Source organism: Pseudomonas aestuarii (assembly GCF_027988105.1).
GTDB classification, from domain to species: Bacteria; Pseudomonadota; Gammaproteobacteria; order Pseudomonadales; family Pseudomonadaceae; genus Aquipseudomonas; species Aquipseudomonas aestuarii.
In genome coordinates this window covers 1-19,409 of the sequence record NZ_JAQJZJ010000001.1, presented here as the reverse complement: position 1 = coordinate 19,409, position 19,409 = coordinate 1, and the positions used below count along the sequence as shown (strand labels likewise).

19 protein-coding genes and 1 tRNA gene are annotated in these 19,409 nt (G+C 57.8%); 13 read left to right on the top strand and 7 right to left on the bottom strand.

The window, feature by feature from the left end; all coding sequences use genetic code 11:
* Window positions 1-3: 3 nt before the first annotated feature.
* The 6 genes from PH586_RS00100 to hisB form a co-directional block, all read right to left on the bottom strand.
* Window positions 4-759 (bottom strand): substrate-binding periplasmic protein, encoded by a 756-nt coding sequence (locus PH586_RS00100; protein WP_271345736.1) that lies wholly within the window; start codon window positions 757-759, stop codon window positions 4-6.
* A 238-nt stretch (window positions 760-997) separates the two neighbouring features.
* Window positions 998-1,768, bottom strand: a complete 771-nt coding sequence (gene hisF / locus PH586_RS00095) for an imidazole glycerol phosphate synthase subunit HisF (protein ID WP_271345735.1) — start codon at window positions 1,766-1,768, stop codon at window positions 998-1,000.
* 91 nt (window positions 1,769-1,859) lie between these two features.
* Window positions 1,860-2,597: a 1-(5-phosphoribosyl)-5-[(5-phosphoribosylamino)methylideneamino]imidazole-4-carboxamide isomerase gene (gene hisA, locus PH586_RS00090; protein ID WP_271345734.1), complete on the bottom strand. Its 738-nt coding sequence runs from the start codon at window positions 2,595-2,597 to the stop codon at window positions 1,860-1,862.
* 37 nt (window positions 2,598-2,634) lie between these two features.
* Window positions 2,635-2,895, bottom strand: a complete 261-nt coding sequence (locus PH586_RS00085) for a DUF2164 domain-containing protein (RefSeq protein ID WP_271345733.1) — start codon at window positions 2,893-2,895, stop codon at window positions 2,635-2,637.
* Window positions 2,896-3,534: an imidazole glycerol phosphate synthase subunit HisH gene (gene hisH / locus PH586_RS00080; RefSeq protein ID WP_271345732.1), complete on the bottom strand. Its 639-nt coding sequence runs from the start codon at window positions 3,532-3,534 to the stop codon at window positions 2,896-2,898. It abuts the gene before it with no gap.
* A complete protein-coding gene (gene hisB, locus PH586_RS00075) occupies window positions 3,535-4,128 on the bottom strand; it encodes an imidazoleglycerol-phosphate dehydratase HisB (RefSeq protein WP_271345731.1) in 594 nt (197 codons plus the stop codon). It lies immediately after the preceding gene.
* A 511-nt stretch (window positions 4,129-4,639) separates the two neighbouring features.
* On the opposite strand from hisB, the gene PH586_RS00070 reads away from it, so the two are divergent.
* The 9 genes from PH586_RS00070 to PH586_RS00030 all read left to right on the top strand — a co-directional run bounded on the left by PH586_RS00070 (window position 4,640) and on the right by PH586_RS00030 (window position 15,678).
* The gene (locus tag PH586_RS00070) at window positions 4,640-5,746 is read left to right on the top strand and encodes an NAD(P)/FAD-dependent oxidoreductase (protein WP_271345730.1); all 1,107 of its coding nucleotides are present in this window, start codon (window positions 4,640-4,642) and stop codon (window positions 5,744-5,746) included.
* A 108-nt stretch (window positions 5,747-5,854) separates the two neighbouring features.
* The gene (locus PH586_RS00065; protein WP_271345729.1) at window positions 5,855-8,086 is read left to right on the top strand and encodes an AsmA family protein; all 2,232 of its coding nucleotides are present in this window, start codon (window positions 5,855-5,857) and stop codon (window positions 8,084-8,086) included.
* Entirely contained in the window at window positions 8,083-9,162 is a 1,080-nt protein-coding gene (gene mutY / locus PH586_RS00060) for an A/G-specific adenine glycosylase (RefSeq protein ID WP_271345728.1), read from the top strand. The genes PH586_RS00065 and mutY overlap by 4 nt, the downstream gene beginning before the upstream one ends.
* Window positions 9,159-9,431, top strand: a complete 273-nt coding sequence (locus PH586_RS00055) for an oxidative damage protection protein (protein WP_271345727.1) — start codon at window positions 9,159-9,161, stop codon at window positions 9,429-9,431. The genes mutY and PH586_RS00055 overlap by 4 nt, the downstream gene beginning before the upstream one ends.
* A gap of 206 nt (window positions 9,432-9,637) precedes the next feature.
* Window positions 9,638-9,713, top strand: a tRNA-Phe gene (locus PH586_RS00050).
* 489 nt (window positions 9,714-10,202) lie between these two features.
* The gene (locus PH586_RS00045; RefSeq protein ID WP_271345726.1) at window positions 10,203-11,417 is read left to right on the top strand and encodes an ABC-three component system protein; all 1,215 of its coding nucleotides are present in this window, start codon (window positions 10,203-10,205) and stop codon (window positions 11,415-11,417) included.
* 4 nt (window positions 11,418-11,421) lie between these two features.
* On the top strand, window positions 11,422-11,907 hold the full coding sequence (locus tag PH586_RS00040; RefSeq protein ID WP_271345725.1) for a three component ABC system middle component: 486 nt from the start codon (window positions 11,422-11,424) through the stop codon (window positions 11,905-11,907).
* The gene (locus PH586_RS00035; protein WP_271345724.1) at window positions 11,904-13,847 is read left to right on the top strand and encodes a DUF3732 domain-containing protein; all 1,944 of its coding nucleotides are present in this window, start codon (window positions 11,904-11,906) and stop codon (window positions 13,845-13,847) included. The genes PH586_RS00040 and PH586_RS00035 overlap by 4 nt, the downstream gene beginning before the upstream one ends.
* A 178-nt stretch (window positions 13,848-14,025) precedes the next feature.
* Entirely contained in the window at window positions 14,026-15,678 is a 1,653-nt protein-coding gene (locus tag PH586_RS00030) for a hypothetical protein (RefSeq protein WP_271345723.1), read from the top strand.
* A 185-nt stretch (window positions 15,679-15,863) separates the two neighbouring features.
* Here PH586_RS00030 and PH586_RS00025 read toward each other — a convergent pair whose 3' ends face one another.
* Window positions 15,864-16,220 carry a hypothetical protein gene (locus tag PH586_RS00025; RefSeq protein WP_271345722.1) on the bottom strand — a complete coding sequence of 119 codons (357 nt, stop codon included), beginning with the start codon at window positions 16,218-16,220 and terminating at the stop codon, window positions 15,864-15,866.
* A 463-nt stretch (window positions 16,221-16,683) separates the two neighbouring features.
* On the opposite strand from PH586_RS00025, the gene PH586_RS00020 reads away from it, so the two are divergent.
* The 4 genes from PH586_RS00020 to PH586_RS00005 all read left to right on the top strand — a co-directional run bounded on the left by PH586_RS00020 (window position 16,684) and on the right by PH586_RS00005 (window position 19,329).
* A complete protein-coding gene (locus PH586_RS00020; protein WP_271345721.1) occupies window positions 16,684-16,968 on the top strand; it encodes a hypothetical protein in 285 nt (94 codons plus the stop codon).
* A gap of 62 nt (window positions 16,969-17,030) precedes the next feature.
* The gene (locus tag PH586_RS00015; protein ID WP_271345720.1) at window positions 17,031-17,561 is read left to right on the top strand and encodes a hypothetical protein; all 531 of its coding nucleotides are present in this window, start codon (window positions 17,031-17,033) and stop codon (window positions 17,559-17,561) included.
* On the top strand, window positions 17,539-17,919 hold the full coding sequence (locus PH586_RS00010) for a hypothetical protein (protein ID WP_271345719.1): 381 nt from the start codon (window positions 17,539-17,541) through the stop codon (window positions 17,917-17,919). Before PH586_RS00015 ends, PH586_RS00010 begins: the two co-directional genes overlap by 23 nt.
* Window positions 17,920-18,174: 255 nt before the next feature.
* Window positions 18,175-19,329 carry a tyrosine-type recombinase/integrase gene (locus PH586_RS00005; protein WP_271345718.1) on the top strand — a complete coding sequence of 385 codons (1,155 nt, stop codon included), beginning with the start codon at window positions 18,175-18,177 and terminating at the stop codon, window positions 19,327-19,329.
* Window positions 19,330-19,409 lie beyond the last annotated feature (80 nt).

Sequence of the window (19,409 nt, the reverse complement as noted above, 5' to 3'; positions counted from 1 at the left end):
GTTTTACAGATAGCGGCCGAGGATGTCATCGACGAATCCTTCGCTGCGCATCTTGTCCAGTTCAGCCTGCAGCTTCTGTACCACCTCGTCGGGCACTGCCTTGTTCAGCGCCAGGTACAACTCGGCGCTGTCGAAACGCAGGATGGTCTTCAGCCCGGAAACCCCTTCCTGCTTCGCCAGGTAACGCCCGGCCGGATCGCCGGTGGCCCACAGGTCGATCTGCCCGGCCATGAGCTTCTTGGCGTTTTGCTGGTCACGCAACGCGGTGACCGGCTGCAGCCCCTGCTCCATCAGGTACTCGGCGATGGCATCGCCCTTGTAGGCCCCGACCTTGTATTGCTTGGCCTGCGCCAGGTTGGCCAGCTTGATAGGGCTGTCGCTTCTGCCGAGCAGCACCCAGTCATCCGGGCCGATCGGTCCTACCCAGTTGAACAGGGCTTCGCGCTCGGGCAGACGCGCGGTGACGAACACGCCGTACCCCGGCTTTTCCAGCGCCAGCTTGTAGATCCGCTCCCAGGGGAAGCGCAGGGTCATGCTGTAATTGACCCCGGCACGCTTGAACATCTCGCGCACGATGTCCACGGCGATACCGTCAAGGTTGTCTTCCTGCGCGAAGTTCTTGCCATTGCTCGCCATGTTGTAGGGCGGGAAGTTCTCGGTGAGCAAAACCACGCGGTAGTCCGGCGCCAACTCGGCGTGAGCGCTAGCGCTCAGCCCGAATGCGACACCGGCCAGGGCAAACAGCAGACGCTTGTACATGTACATTCTCTTTATTCTGGAAGGCAGGAAAAATTTTGCTCAGAGCCGTATGCCGCAGCATACGCAGCCCGACCTTCTGCGCCCAGCCGCACCCCGGAGAATACGGCTCACTCGGTCTTTGCAAGACCTGCAATGACGCATTTATGTATGTGTCGGCAGACTTCAGCCGAGACCCTAACCCAGCGCGCTGGCGCGCGCTATCGACCCGTTCCCAGCTTCGCTCGACAACGCCGAACGATCAGCGCACCACGATGCCGCGACTGGCCAGGTAGGCCTTGGCCTCGGGCACGGTGTACTCGCCGAAGTGGAAGATGCTGGCGGCCAGCACCGCGTCGGCCTTGCCTTCGAGGATACCGGCGGCCAGGTGTTCCAGGTTACCGACGCCACCGGAGGCGATCACCGGAATGCCGACCATCTCGCTGATGGCACGGGTGACACCGAGGTCGTAACCGCGCTTCACGCCATCCTGGTCCATGCTGGTAAGGAGGATTTCACCGGCGCCGAGGTCTTCCATTTTCTTCGCCCAGAGCACGGCATCCAGGCCGGTCGGCTTGCGCCCGCCGTGAGTGAAGATTTCCCAGCGCGGGCTCTCGCCAGGCAAAGAAACGCATTTGGCGTCAATGGCGACGACGATGCACTGCGAGCCAAAGCGCGCAGCCGCCTCGCCGACGAACTCCGGGGTGAACACCGCCGCGGTGTTGATCGAGACCTTGTCCGCACCGGCATTCAGCAGGTTGCGAATGTCCTGCACGCTGCGTACGCCGCCGCCCACGGTCAGCGGAATGAAGACCTGACTGGCCATGCGCTCCACCGTATGCAGGGTGGTGTCGCGGCCATCGACGCTGGCGGTGATGTCGAGGAAGGTAATCTCGTCGGCGCCCTGCTCGTCATAGCGGCGGGCGATTTCCACCGGGTCGCCGGCATCGCGGATGTTCTCGAACTGGACGCCCTTGACCACCCGACCGTTGTCCACGTCGAGGCAGGGGATGATGCGTTTTGCCAGTGCCATAGCAGTGTTCCCGTAGGGCGGACTCAGGAGCGAAGCGAACAGTCCGCCGGTTGGCGATGGCGTACTGCCTACGGCGAGTACGCCCTACGTGTTACTTATTGAAGCTGTCGCAGAGGGCCTGGGCTTCGGCCACGTCCAGGGTGCCTTCGTAGATCGCCCGACCGGTGATGGCGCCGATGATGCCAGGAGTGCGCGCCTCGAGCAGGGCCTGGATATCACCGAGGTTGTGGATGCCGCCGGACGCGATCACCGGGATCCGCGTGGCGTTGGCCAGGGCCACGGTGAAGGGCAGGTTGCAGCCCTGCATCATGCCGTCCTTGGCGATGTCGGTGTAGACAATGGCCGAGACGCCATCGGCCTCGAAGCGCTTGGCCAGGTCGATCACCTGCACCGTGCTGACTTCGGCCCAGCCATCGGTGGCGACGAAACCATCCTTGGCATCCAGGCCGACGATGACCTTGCCCGGAAACGCCTTGCACGCTTCGGCGACGAACTCAGGCTGCTTGACCGCCTTGGTGCCGATGATCACGTAGCTCACGCCGGCCTTGACGTAATGTTCGATGGTTTCCAGCGAACGAATGCCGCCGCCGATCTGGATCGGCAGCTGCGGGTAGCGCTTAGCGATGGCGGTAACCACCTCGCCATTGACCGGCTGACCTTCGAAGGCGCCATTCAGGTCGACCAGATGCAAACGGCGGCAACCACCCTCAACCCACTTGGCCGCCATGCTCACCGGGTCGTCGGAGAACACCGTGGAATCGTCCATGCGGCCCTGGCGCAGGCGCACGCAGGCGCCGTCTTTCAGATCGATAGCGGGAATAATCAGCATCGGTTGAACCTGTTCAAGTCATTGGATTCAGTGAGGGTCAGCTCTTCTCGAGTGCCCAGAGGTCGCTTTCGATGCTCTCGAACCTGTCCTTGAGGACGGTCTGCACATCGAAAATCGCCCGATTGTAATAGTGCGGCGCTATCTCACGGGTAAACAGCTCGAGGATTTCCGCGGCCTCGAACGAACCCAGCTGCAGCTCGAAACGCACCTCCATGAAGCGCTTGATCACGCTGGTCGCCTCACGCTCCTGCTCCGGAGTCAGAGTGAGGATCGGCGGCTTGCTCTTGGCCTTGCCCATCTACCAGCGCCCATCCCAGGCGGCGAAGTTCTGCAGCAACTGCAGGCCGTGGGTATGGCTCTTCTCCGGATGGAACTGCACGGCGAAGCGCGAACCCTCGGCCAGCGCCGCGGCGAAATCCTTGCCGTAATGGCCGCGGCCAACCACCTGCTGCGGCTTGCCGGCCTCGATGTAGTAGCTGTGCACGAAGTAGAAGCGCGCCAGGTCCGGAATGTCGTGCCACAGCGGGTGCTTGACCGTCTGCGCCACTTCGTTCCAGCCCATGTGCGGCACCTTCAGCTTCTCGCCATCCTCGACCATATTCTTGCCGAAGAAGCGCACCTGACCGGGAAACAGGCCGATGCAATCGACACCGTCGTTCTCCTCGCTGCGCTCAAGCAAGGCCTGCATGCCGACGCAGATGCCCAGAAACGGCCGATCGACGCTGACCTCCCGCACCAGCTCATCGAAGCCCAGGCGCTTGATCTCGGCCATGCAATCGCGAATCGCCCCGACGCCGGGGAACACCACGCGGTCGGCCTCGCGAATCACCTGGGCATCGCTGGTCACCAGCACCTTGCCGGCACCGACATGCTCCAGCGCCTTGGCCACCGAGTGCAGGTTGCCCATGCCGTAATCGATAACAGCGACCGTCTGCATTTAGAGAACGCCCTTGGTCGAGGGCATCTGCCCGGCCATTCGCGGATCCAGCTCGACGGCCATGCGCAAGGCGCGACCGAAGGCCTTGAACACGGTCTCGATCTGGTGGTGGGTATTGGTGCCACGCAGGTTGTCGATGTGCAGGCTGATCAGGGCATGGTTGACGAAGCCCTGGAAGAACTCCTGAAACAGGTCGACATCGAAGCCGCCGACTACCGCCCGAGTGAACGGCACGTGCATCTGCAGCCCCGGGCGACCGGAGAAATCGATCACCACGCGCGACAGCGCCTCATCAAGCGGCACATAGGAATGGCCGTAACGGGTCATGCCCTTCTTGTCGCCAATCGCCTTGGTAAAGGCCTGGCCGAGGGTGATACCGACGTCTTCGACGGTGTGGTGGTCGTCGATATGCAGGTCGCCCGTGCACTGGATATCCAGGTCGATCAGGCCGTGACGGGCAATCTGGTCGAGCATGTGCTCGAGAAATGGCACGCCAATAGCGAACTTGGCCTTGCCAGTCCCATCCAGGTTGATCGAGACCTTGATCTGGGTCTCCAGGGTGTTGCGCTCGACGGATGCCGTACGTTCGGCCATCACCAACTCCACAAAATCGTTGTGCGAAAGGGCTGCCATTATAGGCGGCCCCGAGCCTGGGCGGCTACCGGCGGCGGTCGGCAAGCAAGGCTATTGGCATGATTAACCACGCCTTAGCCTGCGCCGCCGCGTCCAGGGGCAAGCCCATGCCCGTTTTTGTCGAGCCCCCTCCAGCCAGAGCCGGTTAACCGCGCGTTGAAAAGGCCATGAGCCACCACCTGCTGCATGATGCCATACGCCTGTCGAAGCGGATTTTCTCACCAGGATCGCTCGAAAAGCGCACACCCTTCGCGGCTGAAGCCCCTCCACAAACGGCTCGTCAGCGCGCGCCGATGCGGCGGCCTGTCTCGGTCAGCGCGGGAGGGGCTTTAGCCGCGAGGCGGGCGAACCGGCTAGCCGGCGAGGCCGCCGTTGGATGCCACCCCAAAGCGCCGCAGGTACAAACCAGCCGATTCACGGATATTGCTATGCTCGACAGGCAAACCCGCCAAACCCCGGCAACGAAGCCCGCATGGACAGTATCGACACCCTGATTATCGGCGCCGGCGCCCTCGGCCTGGCCTGCGCCGAACGCCTGACCCGAGCGCGCCAGAGCTGCCTGATCGTCGAGGCAGAACAGCTGATCGGCAGCCACACCTCCAGCCGCAATTCCGAGGTGATCCACGCCGGCCTCTACTACGCCCCCAGCTCGCTGAAAGCCGAGCTGTGCCTGGAAGGCCACGAGCGCCTGTATGCCTGGTGCGCCCAGCATCAGGTGGCACACAAGCGTATCGGCAAGCTGCTGGTGGCGGTCAGCGCGGCCGAACGCGACACGCTCGACGCCCTGGCCGCCAACGCCCAGGCCTGCGGCGTGTATGACCTGGAATATATCGAGCAAGCCCGGCTCGCCGAACTGGAGCCGGCCGTGCACGGCGTTGCCGCGCTGCTGTCGCCGAGCACCGGCATTATCGACAGCCATGCCTACCTGCAATCGCTGCTCGCCGCCGCCGAGAAACAGGGCGCTCAACTGGTCCTGCAGACCCGCGTCGAGCGCCTCGAACCCGGCCCGGACGGCTGGATCGTCAGCGGCACCAGCAGCGGCGAAGCCTTCCAGCTCGAGGCGCAGCGGGTGGTCAATGCCGGCGGCCTGTTTGCCCAGCAACTGGCGCGGCGCACCGCCGGCCTGGCGCCCGCACAGATCCCGCCCCTGCACCTGTGCCGCGGCCGCTATTTAGGCTACAGCGGCCGCGCGCCCTTCCAGCACCTGATCTATCCGCTGCCGGAGGCCAACACCTCAGGCCTGGGCATCCACGCCACCCTCGACCTCGGCGGCCAGGTGCGCTTCGGCCCGGACACCGAGTACCTCGACCACATCGATTACCGGGTCGACGAACAGCTGCGCGCGCCTTTTGCCAACGCGATCCGTCGCTACTTTCCGCACCTCGACAGCACGCGCCTGGTGCCAGGCTACAGTGGCATCCGACCGAAACTCGCAGGCCCTGGGGAACCCGCCGCCGACTTCCTTATCCAAACCGCCAGCGATCACGGCCTGCCAGGGCTGGTCAACCTGTTCGGCATCGAGTCGCCCGGACTGACCGCCAGCCTGGCGATCGCCGAACGCGTGGCGCGAGCGCTGTAACAGGCGCTTGCAAATTCAATGCATAAGCCGGACTTTCGCCGGTCTATTACGGCGGTCGGCGCTATACTCGCCGACTCAATTCAAGTTATCCGAAACAAGGAATCGTCCATGAAAGCGCTCGGCAAAATCCTGGGTCTGTTTTTTCTCGGGCTGTTGCTGATCCTGGTGGCCCTTGGCTTTGCCCTGACCCACCTGTTCGATCCCAACGACTACAAAGACGAAATTCGCCAACTGGCCCGCGACAAGGCCAACCTGGAACTGACCCTCAGGGGCGACATCGGCTGGAGCCTGTTCCCCTGGCTCGGCCTCGAGCTGACCGACGCCACCCTGGCCAGCGCCACCACTCCCGACCAGCCCTTTGCCGACCTGCGCCTGCTCGGCCTGTCGGTGCGCGTGCTGCCGCTGCTGCGCCGCGAAGTGCAGATGAGCGACATTCGCGTCGACGGCCTCAACCTCAACCTGCAGCGCGACGAAAAAGGCCGCGGCAACTGGGAAGATGTCGGCCGCCCAGCTCAATCCGCCGCAGCCGCGAATACAACCGCCAGCGCAACACCTGCACCTGCCGCCGCCGACCAGCCCGCGACCACGCCATCAGGCGCCGAGCCGATCAAGCTGGATATCGACAGCCTGATCGTCAACAGCGCGCGCATCAATTACCACGACGCGCAGAAAGGCCAGCAATTCAGCGCCGAAAGCATCCAGCTGACCACCGGAGCGATCCGCGAAGGCGCAGCCATCCCGGTCAAACTCAGCGCCTTCTTCGGCACCAATCAGCCGGTCGTGCGGGCGCGCAGCGAACTGCAAGGCGAACTGCGCTTCGACCGCGCGCTCAAGCGCTACCAACTGGAAGACGCCAAGATTTCCGGCGAAGCCTCCGGCGAGCCCTTCGACGGCCAGACCCTGACCTACTCCCTGCAAGGCCAACTGCTGGTCGACCTGGCCGCACAGGTTGCCGAATGGAACGGTCTGAAACTCTCAGCCAACCAGTTGCGCGCCCTCGGCGAAGTGAAGATCCGCGACCTGGATACCCAGCCAAAACTGACTGGCGGCCTGTCCATCGCGCCGGTAAATCTGCGTGAATTCCTCGCCACCATCGGCCAGACACTGCCGCCGCTGAACGATGACAAGGCCCTGAGCCAGTTCGAGATGGTCACCCGCCTCAGCGGCAGCCCGACCAACCTGACTCTGCAAGAGCTGAAACTGAAGCTCGATGACAGCAGCTTCAGCGGCCAGATCGGCATCGCCGACTTCGCCAAGCAAGCCCTGCGCGTGCAATTGAAAGGCGACAGCCTGGATCTCGACCACTACCTGCCGAAGCCCACCGAGGACAGCCAGGATGCCGGTGCCGCGCGCCAGGCCGAGGTCAAGGAAAGCGTCGCCAACGCCGGCCAGAGCGGCAGCACGCCGCTGCCCAAAGCCCCGACCCAACACGCCTGGAGCGCCGCAACGGTGCTGCCGATCGAGCGCCTGCGCAGCCTCGACCTGCAACTGGCACTGACCCTCGACCAGCTGATTTACCAGCAGCAGGCCATCAGCGCCTTCAACCTCAAGGCCAAGAGCAAGGCCGGCCTGCTGAGCCTGGAAGAGCTGCGCGGCAAGCTTGGCAGCGGCAATTTCGACGCCAAGGCGACAGTCGATGTGCGCCCGACCATCCCCTTGCTGAGCCTGCAAAAGCACCTGAACCGGATCAGCGTAGAGCCCTTCCTCAAGAGCGAACAACAGCCCTCGCCGGTCAAAGGCCTGCTCGATCTGCAGGCCAACCTGAGTACCAGCGGCAACAGCCAGAAAGCCTGGATCGATGGACTCAATGGCACGGCCAGCTTCACCCTCAGTGACGGCGTCCTGGTCGGCGCCGACCTCGAACAACAACTATGCCGTGGCATTGCCGCCCTCAACCGCAAGGCGCTGAGCAGCGAGCCGCGCAACAAGGACACACCCTTCGACACGCTGCAAGGCAACCTGACCTTGCGCAATGGCGTAGCCCATAACCCTGATCTCGACGTCCAGGTTCCCGGCCTTGCGGTCAGCGGCAATGGCGACCTGGACCTGCGCGTACTCGGCCTCGACTACCGCATCGGCATCACCCTGATCGGCGACCAACGTGAAATGCCCGACCCGGCCTGCCAGGTCAACGAGCGCTATGTGGGCATCGAGTGGCCGATACGCTGCCGTGGCCCGCTGGAAATGGGTGGCAAAGCCTGCCGCCTGGACCAGGACGGCATGGGCAAGGTCGCCGCCAAGCTGGCCGGCGACAAGATCAACCAGAAGCTCGAGGAAAAGCTCGGCGACAAGGTCAGCCCCGAACTGAAAGACGCGCTCAAGGGCCTGTTCAAGCAATGAGCCCCGAGCAGTTCTCCGTGGCGGTCCTCGACTGGTACGACCGCCACGGACGCAAGGACCTGCCCTGGCAGCAGGAGATCAATCCTTACCGCGTGTGGGTCTCGGAAATCATGCTGCAGCAGACCCAGGTCAGCACCGTACTCGGCTACTTCGACCGCTTCATGGCCGCCCTGCCGACCGTGCAAGACCTGGCCGCGGCGGCGGAGGACGAAGTGCTGCACCTGTGGACCGGGCTGGGCTACTACACCCGCGCGCGCAACCTGCAGAAAACCGCCCAGATCGTCATGCGCGAACATGCCGGTGCCTTCCCCCTCGATGTCGAGCAATTGACCGAGCTACCCGGTATCGGCCGCTCCACCGCCGGCGCCATTGCCAGCCTGAGCATGGGCCTGCGCGCAGCGATCCTCGACGGCAACGTCAAGCGGGTACTGGCGCGCTACGTGGCCCAGGAGGGCTACCCGGGCGAGCCGAAAGTGGCCAAACAACTGTGGGCGGTGGCTGAACGCCTGACCCCGCACACACGGGTCAATCACTACACCCAGGCGATGATGGATCTGGGCGCCACCCTCTGCACCCGCAGCAAACCCAGCTGCCTGCTCTGCCCGCTGCAAAGCGGCTGCCAGGCTCACCTGCTCGGCCTGGAGATTCGCTACCCGATTGCCAAACCGCGCAAGGCGCTGCCACAGAGGCGCACCCTGATGCCGATCCTCACCAGCCGGGCTGGCGAGGTCCTGCTCTATCGCCGGCCTTCCAGCGGCCTCTGGGGCGGCTTATGGAGCCTGCCGGAGCTGGACGACCTGCCCAGCCTCGACCTGCTCGCCAACCGCCATGCCCTGCAACTGGGCGAGCGCCGCGAACTGGCCGGCCTGAGCCACACCTTCAGCCACTTCCAGCTGGCCATCGAACCCTGGCTGATCCGCGTCGAAGCCGCGCCATCGGCCGTGGCCGAGGCCGACTGGCTCTGGTATAACCTCGCCACACCGCCGCGCCTGGGCCTTGCCGCCCCGGTGAAGAAACTGCTGAAGCGCGCGGCCGACGCACTCGCGACCGAACAGAACCCTGGAGAGCAGCCATGACCCGCACCGTAATGTGCCGCAAGCACAAAAAAGAACTGCCAGGCCTCGACCGCCCACCCTATCCGGGCGCCAAAGGCGAAGACATCTACACCAACGTCTCCAAGCAAGCCTGGGACGAATGGCAGAAGCACCAGACCCTGCTGATCAACGAACGCCGCCTGAACATGATGAACGCCGAGGACCGCAAATTCCTCCAGGCCGAGATGGACAAGTTCCTCTCTGGCGAGGACTACGCCCAGGCCGAAGGCTACGTGCCGCCCAGCGAGTAAAACGCCAGGCCTCGCTCGCAGGCAAAGCATAGAAACGTAGGATGGGTCGGTCCGCGGGGGTTGAGCGCAGCAATACCCACCTAAGGACTGACCGCAATCCCGTCGCCCGAAATCCCCGTCTGAACCTAAGCGCCCGTAATAATTAAATATTTTTCAAACTCACGCTTGACACCTACCCTTCAAATCCGTCTAATAGCGCCCCGTTGGCCCAGGTAGCTCAGTCGGTAGAGCAGGGGATTGAAAATCCCCGTGTCGGCGGTTCGATTCCGTCCCTGGGCACCACTAATACCGAGAAACCCCAAGAGAAGATGATTCCTTGGGGTTTTTTATTGCCTGCGATTTTATGGCGTCTGGACCATTTCTGGACCAAATCTTCTGCCGCCCTGCAAGCTCGCACCAGACGGGTTTGCCTACTTGCCAGCCCAGCCTGCCAGAAATAGAAGAAACACTCTCAGAGAGCAGCTGGCGCGCCCGAGAGAGGATAAAAAAGGGGGCGGAAGTACGGCCCGATCACGAAATCCCGCCGTGTCTCACCTGCGCACTCCTGAGGGGCAATTTGGCCTACCCGTACCTACTGCAATATTTACCCTGCAAAAGTTACGCGGTATGCGCGGCGAGCCTCCTTCACGAAACAGCACTTCCTCCCTCGCCGGATTGATCCGCGAAAACTATCCGCTCTGTCGAAGCTCCGGCAGCGCACTGGCATTCGGGTATCATCCGCGGCGTTTCACCAAGGATTGTCTCTGAGCGCATCAGGAGGAGCATGGAACAATGACGGACAAACCAGATTTGACAGGAGTGCACGAGGCCAGCGCATCAGCTCTCGGTTTCTACTACCAGGCGCACTTTGCGCTCCTATCCCTGATATCCCTGAGGTCCGATGATGCTGCCGTCGCAGTAGAGCGTCTCGACGATGTTGAGCTACAGGTGAATGGGCACAACTTGCTTTACCAGCTCAAACACTCCATAAGTCCGAAGCCTCCGACCATCACCTTGAGCTGTGTAGCTCTCTGGAAAACGATCAAGGTATGGATCGACATTCTGCCAAACCTATCGCTTGCAGAGACAACGTTCCACTTAGTCGCAGTCGGTGCCATTCCCCCAAACTCCCCCCTTCTCGCCCTGTGCGATCAGCAATCCGACCGAGCCGACTTGCTCAAAGCGCTGAAGCAGGAAGCAGAGCGAGTGATGAGTGAGCGCGCAGTCGCAGCAATTGTCAGCACGAAGCTGCCTCATGCAGATCGTGCACCCGGCTGTAAAGCTTTTCTAGCGCTTGATGAGTCGGACTGTCGGAATTTGATTCGGAGAATCCAAATCAACCCGAAAAGTCCTGATATCACCAAAATTGAAGAGCTGGTCGCTAATGAGCTTCATGTGCTTCCGATTGCTCACCGGCAGCCTGTTGCTGAACGACTGATCGAGTGGTGGGGCAGGCAAGTTGTGTATTCGCTCTGTGACAAGCGAGAGAGGGCAATCTCAGCTTCCGAGTTGAAGCATGAAATTTCGGTCTTCAATAGCGCAATCGAGGAGGAGCGGCTTCTGCCTGACTTCCAGTCCGCAGTTCATCCAGCTGATTATCAACCTCACAGCATGCTGGGCCGCCAGATCTCACTCGTCGAGGGAAGCAGCACAGATCTGTCCAAGGCAATCCGAGAACAGTGGCGGGCCCAACAGCAACGTTCGAGGTGGGTGAAGGGCAATCCTGGCATGAAGTCTAGGATCAACGAGTATGACGTGCGGCTCACTGAACATTGGGCTGATCGACATGAACAGCTGGTCGAGGATTGCCACGAGAAGGAAGACGATTTCAAGCGCAAGAAAGGCCTAGACCTCCTTCGCTGGACTCACAATGACGCGCCTAACTATGTTGAACCTATAGCCCAAGGGTGGTCCGGACACTATTACGTTAGAGGCTCATACCAGGTGCTGGCTGTAGACCTCCAGGTCGGTTGGCATCCGGATTACAGAACGCTGCTACAGGAGTAAAGCGATGAAAGTGGCACACGACCTGTACGCAGAAACAAACCCGGCGTTTTGCGCCTATCTCCTTGCAACGTTCACATCGGCCTATGAGGAGGAGAAATCAGTCAGTCCAGAAATGGTGCTCTGTTATACGGCCCTTCCTCTGGCCTTGTCGGGGGATCTGGAACACACATTTAATGGCACCAACAAGGCCACTGGGCTGCTGGAGTGGTTACAGCGACATCCGGAGATCCAGATCGAGCTATCAATACGCATCAACTCCTCGATGGACATTGTCACTGAAGCTATCCAATACGGCTGTTTCGCACAGCTGCTGACACTTACCGAAGAGGGCCAGCTGCAGACCGGCACAAAGGCAACGAACAAGGCCGCAATCAATCGGCTTAGCATGGAAAATCAAGCCGCGTTCAAGCAAGCCAAGCTTCTGGGCGCTTGGCTTGCGAGCGCTGGAACTGCACGCACAACACTCAACATGATGGGACTGACTGTATGAGTCGCTGGAATATTTCTGAGATCTTCTTCCTAGGCAATGAAGGTCGACGCCGGACAATTACCCTCTTGCCTGGGGTCAACATCATCACAGGGGCATCCGGAACAGGTAAGTCGACCTTAATCAAAGCCATCGACTACTGCCTCGGCTCCAGCCAATGCGAGTTACCCGCGCATGTTCGTCGTCACAGCTTTGCTGTAGGCGTCAAATGGGTATCGGGTGAGTCTCAAATGATCACCGGTCGCGTGATCCCACCTGTGGGTCAGCGAACCAGCACTCGAATGTACGTGACAAGTGGCCGCAACCTGCGACTACCCAACACGCTGGAAAAGTTCGACGGTCTTACCAACGTACAAGCAGGTAAAGCCTTCATTGAGCGCGCCTTTGGGATTGGTGATCCAATCGACTATACGAATGACGGTCAAGCCCAACGGGGCCGAGCGACGATTCGCCATGCAACCGCTTATATGTTCGTAACCAAGGATGTGATTTACAACGAAACGGCGCTTCTTCACGGATTGGATCAGGCCGACGAAGCGAAAGGCATCATCGACACCATGCCCTATTTCCTCCGAGTCCTGAATGAAAAGTCAGTGATCGACGAGCGAAGACTGCGCGAGCTGCGTCGGCAGTATGAGCGCGAAGAGCGCAAGCAACAGAAGCAGACCGGAACCGATGACGACTTTCATCAGATGGCCACCAGGGTGCTCCGGGATGCCCTGCGTTGCGGATTGATTGAAGCCCTTCCTGTTGCCAACTCGGAGCAGGACCTCAGGGAGAGTCTGCGCTTGGCTCGTCGCAGCAATGCCGGCTTGGTGGTCAATCCCAATGAAAACGAGCTACCTGCGCTGTACACGCAGCGTAAGGAGCTGTTGTCCAACATAGAAGCTGTGCGACGAAAATCCCGGGGCGCAAAAACCGCCCTACTGGAAATGTCCGACTTCGAAGGGACGGTGCACCGGCAGTATGAAAAGCTTGATATTGCCTCCCACATACGACAGGTCGGGCACGTCTGCCCTGTCTGCGAGTCGCCCTCCGACCGCGGTCGCGACATAGCCGATACCTTGCAGAATACGATGGCAATCATCCGATCGGAGAGCACTGCCGTGGAAGGTGTTAGGCCTCGCCTCGTCGAGCATGAGCAGGAACTACAAAACCAGCTGACAGAGTTGAATGCCCAGCTTCGGGGCGTCGATGAACGTATCAGCACCTGGATCAAACAGAACGAGGAGAATATGAGGCTGGAGACGCTGGGCCGCTACCGCGCTCATCTGCTCGGGAAAATTTCGATCCTGCTGGGAATGCGCTCTTCCGAGCGTCAGGCGACGGTGGATCTCAACGTCCTTCGTGACGAAATTGAAGCGTTGGACGCCAGGGTCGACCGGGAGGCTCGCCAGGTATTGCTGGATCGTGCGCACCGCAAGATCTCGGCATATGCCTCAAAGGCAATTGCCGAACTCCCGACAGTCACCCCATGCGTCGACGTGGAAATGGAGTTTTATTCCAGGCCGCCTGATATTGCAGTGATCGAAAAGGGACAAAGCGTCGTACTGCGACTCTCGGATCTGGGGTCGGATCAGAACTATCTAGCCATTCACATCGCCCTGTCTTTTGCGCTTCAGCGTTACTTCAAAGAAGCCAAGTCTCCCGTGCCAGGCTTCTTGGTTTTCGACCAGATAAGCCGCCCATATTACCCCGCACATGGCGAGGACGAGACCCTGCTTTCCTCGAAGAGTGAAGACGAAGACGTGCTTGCGATGCGCAAGCACATTGATTATCTATTCAAGGAGACCGATGCCCAGCAAGACCTGCAGGTTCTGTTGATTGAACACGCTTTCTTTGCCGATGATCCGCGCTATGTTCAAGCAACACGGGAAAGGTGGAACCGGGCTTCTGGCGACGCCTTGATTCCCCTGGACTGGCCGGAAAGAGCAGAAAGCTAAATCACGGCGAGCCCTACGACACTTTAGGCACTCCACTGCCTAAAAATGGATGACTTAGACCATTTCTGAAGGCGAATCGAATCAACCCGTATCCTCCATGCTGCATTTAAGGCTGTAGAGTTCAACATTACTTTTGTCTGGTGATATCGTGACAACAAGACTGCCGGGAAATGCAAGCGTGACTGATTATACGGAGCTGAATTTTTCAAACTTTTATGAGCTCTTCATTAAAGCTTGGGACTTAGAGAACTACTTTCTTGCGCCTAGTGCGGTGTCTATTCCGAATATCGAACAGCGACAGTTGCTAGAGGAGCTATTGTCTTGCCACGCAGGGATATTAAGTCTGTCGAGCAAAACAGCTCCACAGTCCCAAAGGGCGAGACAAGTAGACTCACTTTTTCAAAAACTTCTTGCTCAGTGCCCGCATGCTCTCTTGGTGAGCAACCTTTTGCTGCCCGTAGCGCGTTGCGTCAGTTCAGATCTATTTCTAAATAAGTTAAATATCTACGCAAGCCGATTTTTTGAAATAGACGGAATGATTGGGTTTGAGAATTCACTATCTGAAGTCACTACACAACTAATTGAGAAAGGTGCCGGCTTTACCTTCTCCGCGCCCTATTGGAAACCTAGTTTTCCCAATGATGGAATCCTTGGATGCAAATGCGAGCTCTCGCCGGTAAGTATTCTGCGTCTTATCGACAATACGCTTCGTAATTTACGATCTGAGATCTCCATAAATTCAAGCATGGTTAGCTACCCCTCCGTTGTTAAAGTATTCAAAGGACTTTCATATCTAGCCCTTCAGAGCAGTCTAGGCCTGGACTCATGGCGTTCCATTGCTAGATTAATGCATGAACAGTTCCAGCACGTTGCTCCCTTGATGAAAAAAAATAATGAGTTTGAGTCGGTCTTGGAACTTTGGTGTGATTGCCTCCCCAGACAGGAAAGCAAATTATTACTGCAAGCACTATATGAAATCGACCCCAGCTTCCTTGAGCGCCTTTTAGCTCCACAGTACTTGCTTAATAACGGATTTGACACCATATCACTCAATGATCAGTCATGGCTTGGAGCGATTTCGGCAACAGCCTTGCTCAACTTACTCGACTGCCAGATAGCTCAATTTTCTCTAACCGCAGAGAGCTTGGATCTTCTCCGCCATGAATGGCGTCAGCGAGGAAAACAAGGCGACATCTTATCTGCTAGCATAATGACAAAACTTTACATTTCAGACTACAGCCGAAATTATTTATTATTGGAGGAAGGATTGACCCCTCATAGATACTTTACATTCCGATTGGAACAAAAGTATTTTCGTACTGAAGGGGAGGTTCGAACCGTGCCTGACGTGGAGGTTGCGCTGAGTTCATTAGCAGAGCGCAATGGAATAGAATTAAATTCTTTGGTGGATAAACTTTCCGAAGTGAACTGGAGTGAACATAGAAGACTTTCTGACGTAAAACCGGGGATGGCTTTTCTTGAAAGTGAGCTGATCGCTCCACATCAGCGGTTTGGGAACACCCGCCGCCAGCAGTGGCATCTGCTAATACTCGACCTATACACGGACAAAGAAACATACGCCTATGAGGGGCATGTTAAAACCCCTGAGTTTTGGGATCATCTGTTGATCAACCTTTGGAATGATATTGACATGGACCACGTACAGGAAAATCTTCTTGGCCTCATTGAACGTACCCTAGATCAATACTACGCATTTGATCTCATCGTGGGTATGCGGCCTGAGGCGCAAGCGAAGCTATTAGAACTCGTGCAAGACAACCACTTTTGGCGCGGCAGTCAACTGGCTAGGTTTAAGAGTCTTTTTAAGTAAGCCGAATACGCCTTCCAGTCTGCCACGAATAATATATCCCGACCTCAAGGGCCGCTGCCACACCCATCCCATCTCAACACATACCGCTCATAGCGCGGTTGCTAGAAGCTGAAACTACAGGAGCAGACCATAGGACTTGAGTCCTATGGTCTGCTTTACCTCAATAATGCTGGAGATTCAAAAAATCATATGTCTTTGTACTGCTCGCGACAAAATGCAAGCCTCTTCTTCCCCTTTACTCTTCGAAACAACTGATTGCTATCCGCATGACCTTCTGACTCATAGTGTTTCATAGCCTCCTGACACAAGCCTGGCATCTTCTTTGCCAATGATCGACCAAGATGCTGGAGCCTTGCAGAACAACACTCGGCCTCATCGGACGGCAAGCAAAAAGCGTAAAACTTACGAAACACAGCTATACCTGTCGCCTCAGGAAAAGCATGGCCAATACTAAGGACAATGCTCCTCTCCTGCCGTATCAAATCTACTTCTTCTCGCGCCAATGAATTAACCAACTCGTAAAAAAACAGTACTGAGCTCATGAGAGCCTCCAAAAATTCAGGACCCGGGATTAAGTCCCCTATAATACTGTTCAATAAATAACGACCATAAAATTACGCCTAGGAAATACAGGGGAATCACTCGAAACCCTAAACACACTGAACATCCAACAACCCACGCACTCACCAGACCTGTATCTGGAGGCTTTTCCGGCAAATATTCTTTTTATGCCCCGATACTAAAATTGGACATATCAAGGAGAGCGCCATGTGTGTTTGCAAAAAGCCCTGGGTATCCAGCGCTGTGGATATCTTCCGAAAAGTCCCTGACTCACGAATTCAAGTAGCGGTTGGTGCTTATGACCTGCTTTGTGAGTTTTGTAGCGAAACTGAGGCAGTTAAGGCGGCTAAATAATCTTGCTGCGCCAATCTACGCAACAATCACTAAACGTGCTTAAGGCCCCGATATCTCGACGATCTCGGGGCCTTTTCATTGGGGTACTTAATGGACACGAAAGAATCATCACTTTTCAGACTAGGCAATGTGGTCATAACGCCCACGCTGCTGAGGGTGTTCACCGCTGAAATGACTGACCCCACAGACTTTCTGGCACGCCATCAATCTGGCGACTTCGGAGACCTCTGCGCCAACGACATTGATGCCAACCAGTATGCAATCCATCACGAGACCAGGATTCTTTCCTGCTACCACCTGGGGAAAACCAAATTCTGGATCATCACCGAGGCTGACCGATCAAGCACAACCATGCTGCTACCTGATGAGTACTGAACCACATCCCTGCAGAGCACAAAGGCCACTCAGACAGTGACCTTTTTCATTTGGAGAACAACATGAGCAAGAGCAAAAGCATCGCCGAACCGACCCTGCTGGATCTTCTGATCGTGAAGCAAGGCAAAGCACCGAAACTTAGCGTTGGCGCAGATGGCGAGATCACCTACCAAGTGGCCCTCTCCCCTGACAAGAAGCTGATCTACGTTGCACTGCAAGACAGCGGCAGCCAAGGCTATTTCAGTCGCGAGTGGATCAGTGCGGACGCTATCGTCGAAATACTGGAGCCACTGCAGCAACGGGCTGAGCCTTTCGTCAGCAAAGTGTTCCGCCCAGCTTTCGTGGGCAAGTCCAGCAATAATGCTCCGTTCCTTGCCGCTGTATTACTGGAAGAAAAACTGCTCGGCCGTGATGAGAAGCACGAGACCAAGCTGCGGGCAATGGGCGATGCCGCTGCTTGGCGTAAAAGCATCCAGTCCCTCAAAGGCAAACTCGCTCAGGTTCGCCTGGACGGAAAGCCGATCACCGCAATGCCAAAAACAACAACAGCCCAAACTGAGGAGCAGAGCGATGCTACTGATTCGTCAGATTGATGCGTGCGAGCAGATTCCTGATCCTCAAATGCGCCAATGGGTACACCAGCAATTTCAGGAGTTACATCGGGAGTACGGCACTCAATGGCAACCCGATGAACTTGGCTGGTTTGCTGTCTGGGGTGTAGGTGACGACCCGCATGACAAGGGGCTTTTCCAGGGGGTCAGAAGTCTGCTGGAAAGTCCCTATGATCCAGACGCTTCATTCGAGGTAGTTGAAGATCACGGCAGCTTTCACGAAGTCGTACTCCTGCTTTCCGACCTTACTTCCGTTGCCGTACTCATTCCCAAAGAGGTAAGCCTTAGCCCGGAAATACACCGGAGACTGGTGACGTGTGGATCAGACAAAGACAGCTGACTCCCGCCACCCTCACCTTCGACTGCCTGCCCTTTCCCAACGTCTCGCCACAGACCAATCACACAACACAGCCCGACGATCTTTCCGGAGACGTCGCCGAAAGAACCGGAAATGAACCGGAGAGGTGGCCGCGATCCGCCGGTCACCACCGACCACACCATACCCCCACTAACCACGAGCCTCTATGACTGCCCTGGGTCCGCACTTCTTAGTGACCCAGGGATTGTCCAACCTCGTGTCGCCCAAAGGTGTCCAATGAGCAAGCTCATTCGCTTTTCCAAGCGCGTGATCGACGCGCTGCCACCGCAACCCGCATCCGCTAAAGCCAGAGAAGACGAGTACTCCGATACAGAAGTAGCAGGCCTCAAACTCCTGGTGAATCGACACGGCCGAAAATTCTTCTATCTGCGCTACCGACATGCTGGACGCCAGCGAAGCATGAAGCTGGGGAATTATGGTGACTTAGATGTTGCTGATGCCCGCTCTCTCGCTCTCCAGCATCGGGCTTTACTGGCGAAAGGAATTGACCCACAAGACGCCAATCAGACGGAACAAGGGATGACCTTTCGACGCTTCGTCGATGATCACTATGTCCCTCATGCCCGAGTCAGCAAACGCAGCGCAAACAGCGATGAATCGAAATTCAAAACGCACCTTTTCGCTGTGTTCGGCCACAAACCCCTGAACACCATTACCCGACAAGAAATTCAGCGCTATCACGACGAGCTAATCAGCAAGCGCGCCCCAGCCACAGCTAATCGTCATCTGGCGCTGCTCAAGCGCTGTTTCAACCTGGCCATCCTTTGGGGCCACCTTGAAAACAACCCCGCCAAGGGCATTCGTATGCACACGGAGAACAACCAATCACAGAGGTTTCTGAGCGTAGAAGAAGCGCAACGCCTATGGAAAGCATTGGGCAAAGATGACAACCAGATTGCAGCAACAGCCATCAAACTGATGCTGGTGACCGGCGTAAGACGTGAAGAGGCCCTTCAGGCCCGGTGGGAACATATCGATCGCGACAGGCAACTTTGGCATCTGCCGATGACCAAGAGCGGTCGACAGCGTTTCGTGATGCTAAGTGAAACGGCATTGGCCGTGCTGAGCGAATTACCCAACGAAGGAAATGGCCATTATCTGTTCCCAGGCACCAAGCCAGGTAAACCCTTGAGCAACGCACGCAAATGCTTTCTGAGGGCACTCAAAGCTGCCGGGGTAGTACAGTTCAGGATTCACGACCTTCGCCACACATTCGCCTCGTTAGCCATCAACAATGGGGCAACACTCTATGAGGTCCAGCACCTGCTCGGGCACGCCAGCAATAAAACTACGCAGCGTTACGCCCATCTAGCCTCAGACAATCTCCGAGATGCCTCCAGCAGAGTAGGTGCTTTGATTGTTCCTGGCTGATCTGGAAAGTGGCCACTGCATCCAGTGGTCATTCCTGCTCCATGGAGTTTGTTGATCATCAATGTCACGCGGTGCGCGGG

What these genes read in the sequence shown, in the direction of transcription:
- PH586_RS00100 (WP_271345736.1), bottom strand. Translation starts at nt 759, where the DNA reads ATGTACAAGCGTCTGCTGTTTGCCCTGGCCGGTGTCGCATTCGGGCTG.
- hisF (WP_271345735.1), bottom strand. Translation starts at nt 1,768, where the DNA reads ATGGCACTGGCAAAACGCATCATCCCCTGCCTCGACGTGGACAACGGT.
- hisA (WP_271345734.1), bottom strand. Translation starts at nt 2,597, where the DNA reads ATGCTGATTATTCCCGCTATCGATCTGAAAGACGGCGCCTGCGTGCGC.
- PH586_RS00085 (WP_271345733.1), bottom strand. Translation starts at nt 2,895, where the DNA reads ATGGGCAAGGCCAAGAGCAAGCCGCCGATCCTCACTCTGACTCCGGAG.
- hisH (WP_271345732.1), bottom strand. Translation starts at nt 3,534, where the DNA reads ATGCAGACGGTCGCTGTTATCGATTACGGCATGGGCAACCTGCACTCG.
- hisB (WP_271345731.1), bottom strand. Translation starts at nt 4,128, where the DNA reads ATGGCCGAACGTACGGCATCCGTCGAGCGCAACACCCTGGAGACCCAG.
- PH586_RS00070 (WP_271345730.1), top strand. Translation starts at nt 4,640, where the DNA reads ATGGACAGTATCGACACCCTGATTATCGGCGCCGGCGCCCTCGGCCTG.
- PH586_RS00065 (WP_271345729.1), top strand. Translation starts at nt 5,855, where the DNA reads ATGAAAGCGCTCGGCAAAATCCTGGGTCTGTTTTTTCTCGGGCTGTTG.
- mutY (WP_271345728.1), top strand. Translation starts at nt 8,083, where the DNA reads ATGAGCCCCGAGCAGTTCTCCGTGGCGGTCCTCGACTGGTACGACCGC.
- PH586_RS00055 (WP_271345727.1), top strand. Translation starts at nt 9,159, where the DNA reads ATGACCCGCACCGTAATGTGCCGCAAGCACAAAAAAGAACTGCCAGGC.
- PH586_RS00045 (WP_271345726.1), top strand. Translation starts at nt 10,203, where the DNA reads ATGACGGACAAACCAGATTTGACAGGAGTGCACGAGGCCAGCGCATCA.
- PH586_RS00040 (WP_271345725.1), top strand. Translation starts at nt 11,422, where the DNA reads ATGAAAGTGGCACACGACCTGTACGCAGAAACAAACCCGGCGTTTTGC.
- PH586_RS00035 (WP_271345724.1), top strand. Translation starts at nt 11,904, where the DNA reads ATGAGTCGCTGGAATATTTCTGAGATCTTCTTCCTAGGCAATGAAGGT.
- PH586_RS00025 (WP_271345722.1), bottom strand. Translation starts at nt 16,220, where the DNA reads ATGAGCTCAGTACTGTTTTTTTACGAGTTGGTTAATTCATTGGCGCGA.
- PH586_RS00020 (WP_271345721.1), top strand. Translation starts at nt 16,684, where the DNA reads ATGGACACGAAAGAATCATCACTTTTCAGACTAGGCAATGTGGTCATA.
- PH586_RS00015 (WP_271345720.1), top strand. Translation starts at nt 17,031, where the DNA reads ATGAGCAAGAGCAAAAGCATCGCCGAACCGACCCTGCTGGATCTTCTG.
- PH586_RS00010 (WP_271345719.1), top strand. Translation starts at nt 17,539, where the DNA reads ATGCTACTGATTCGTCAGATTGATGCGTGCGAGCAGATTCCTGATCCT.
- PH586_RS00005 (WP_271345718.1), top strand. Translation starts at nt 18,175, where the DNA reads ATGAGCAAGCTCATTCGCTTTTCCAAGCGCGTGATCGACGCGCTGCCA.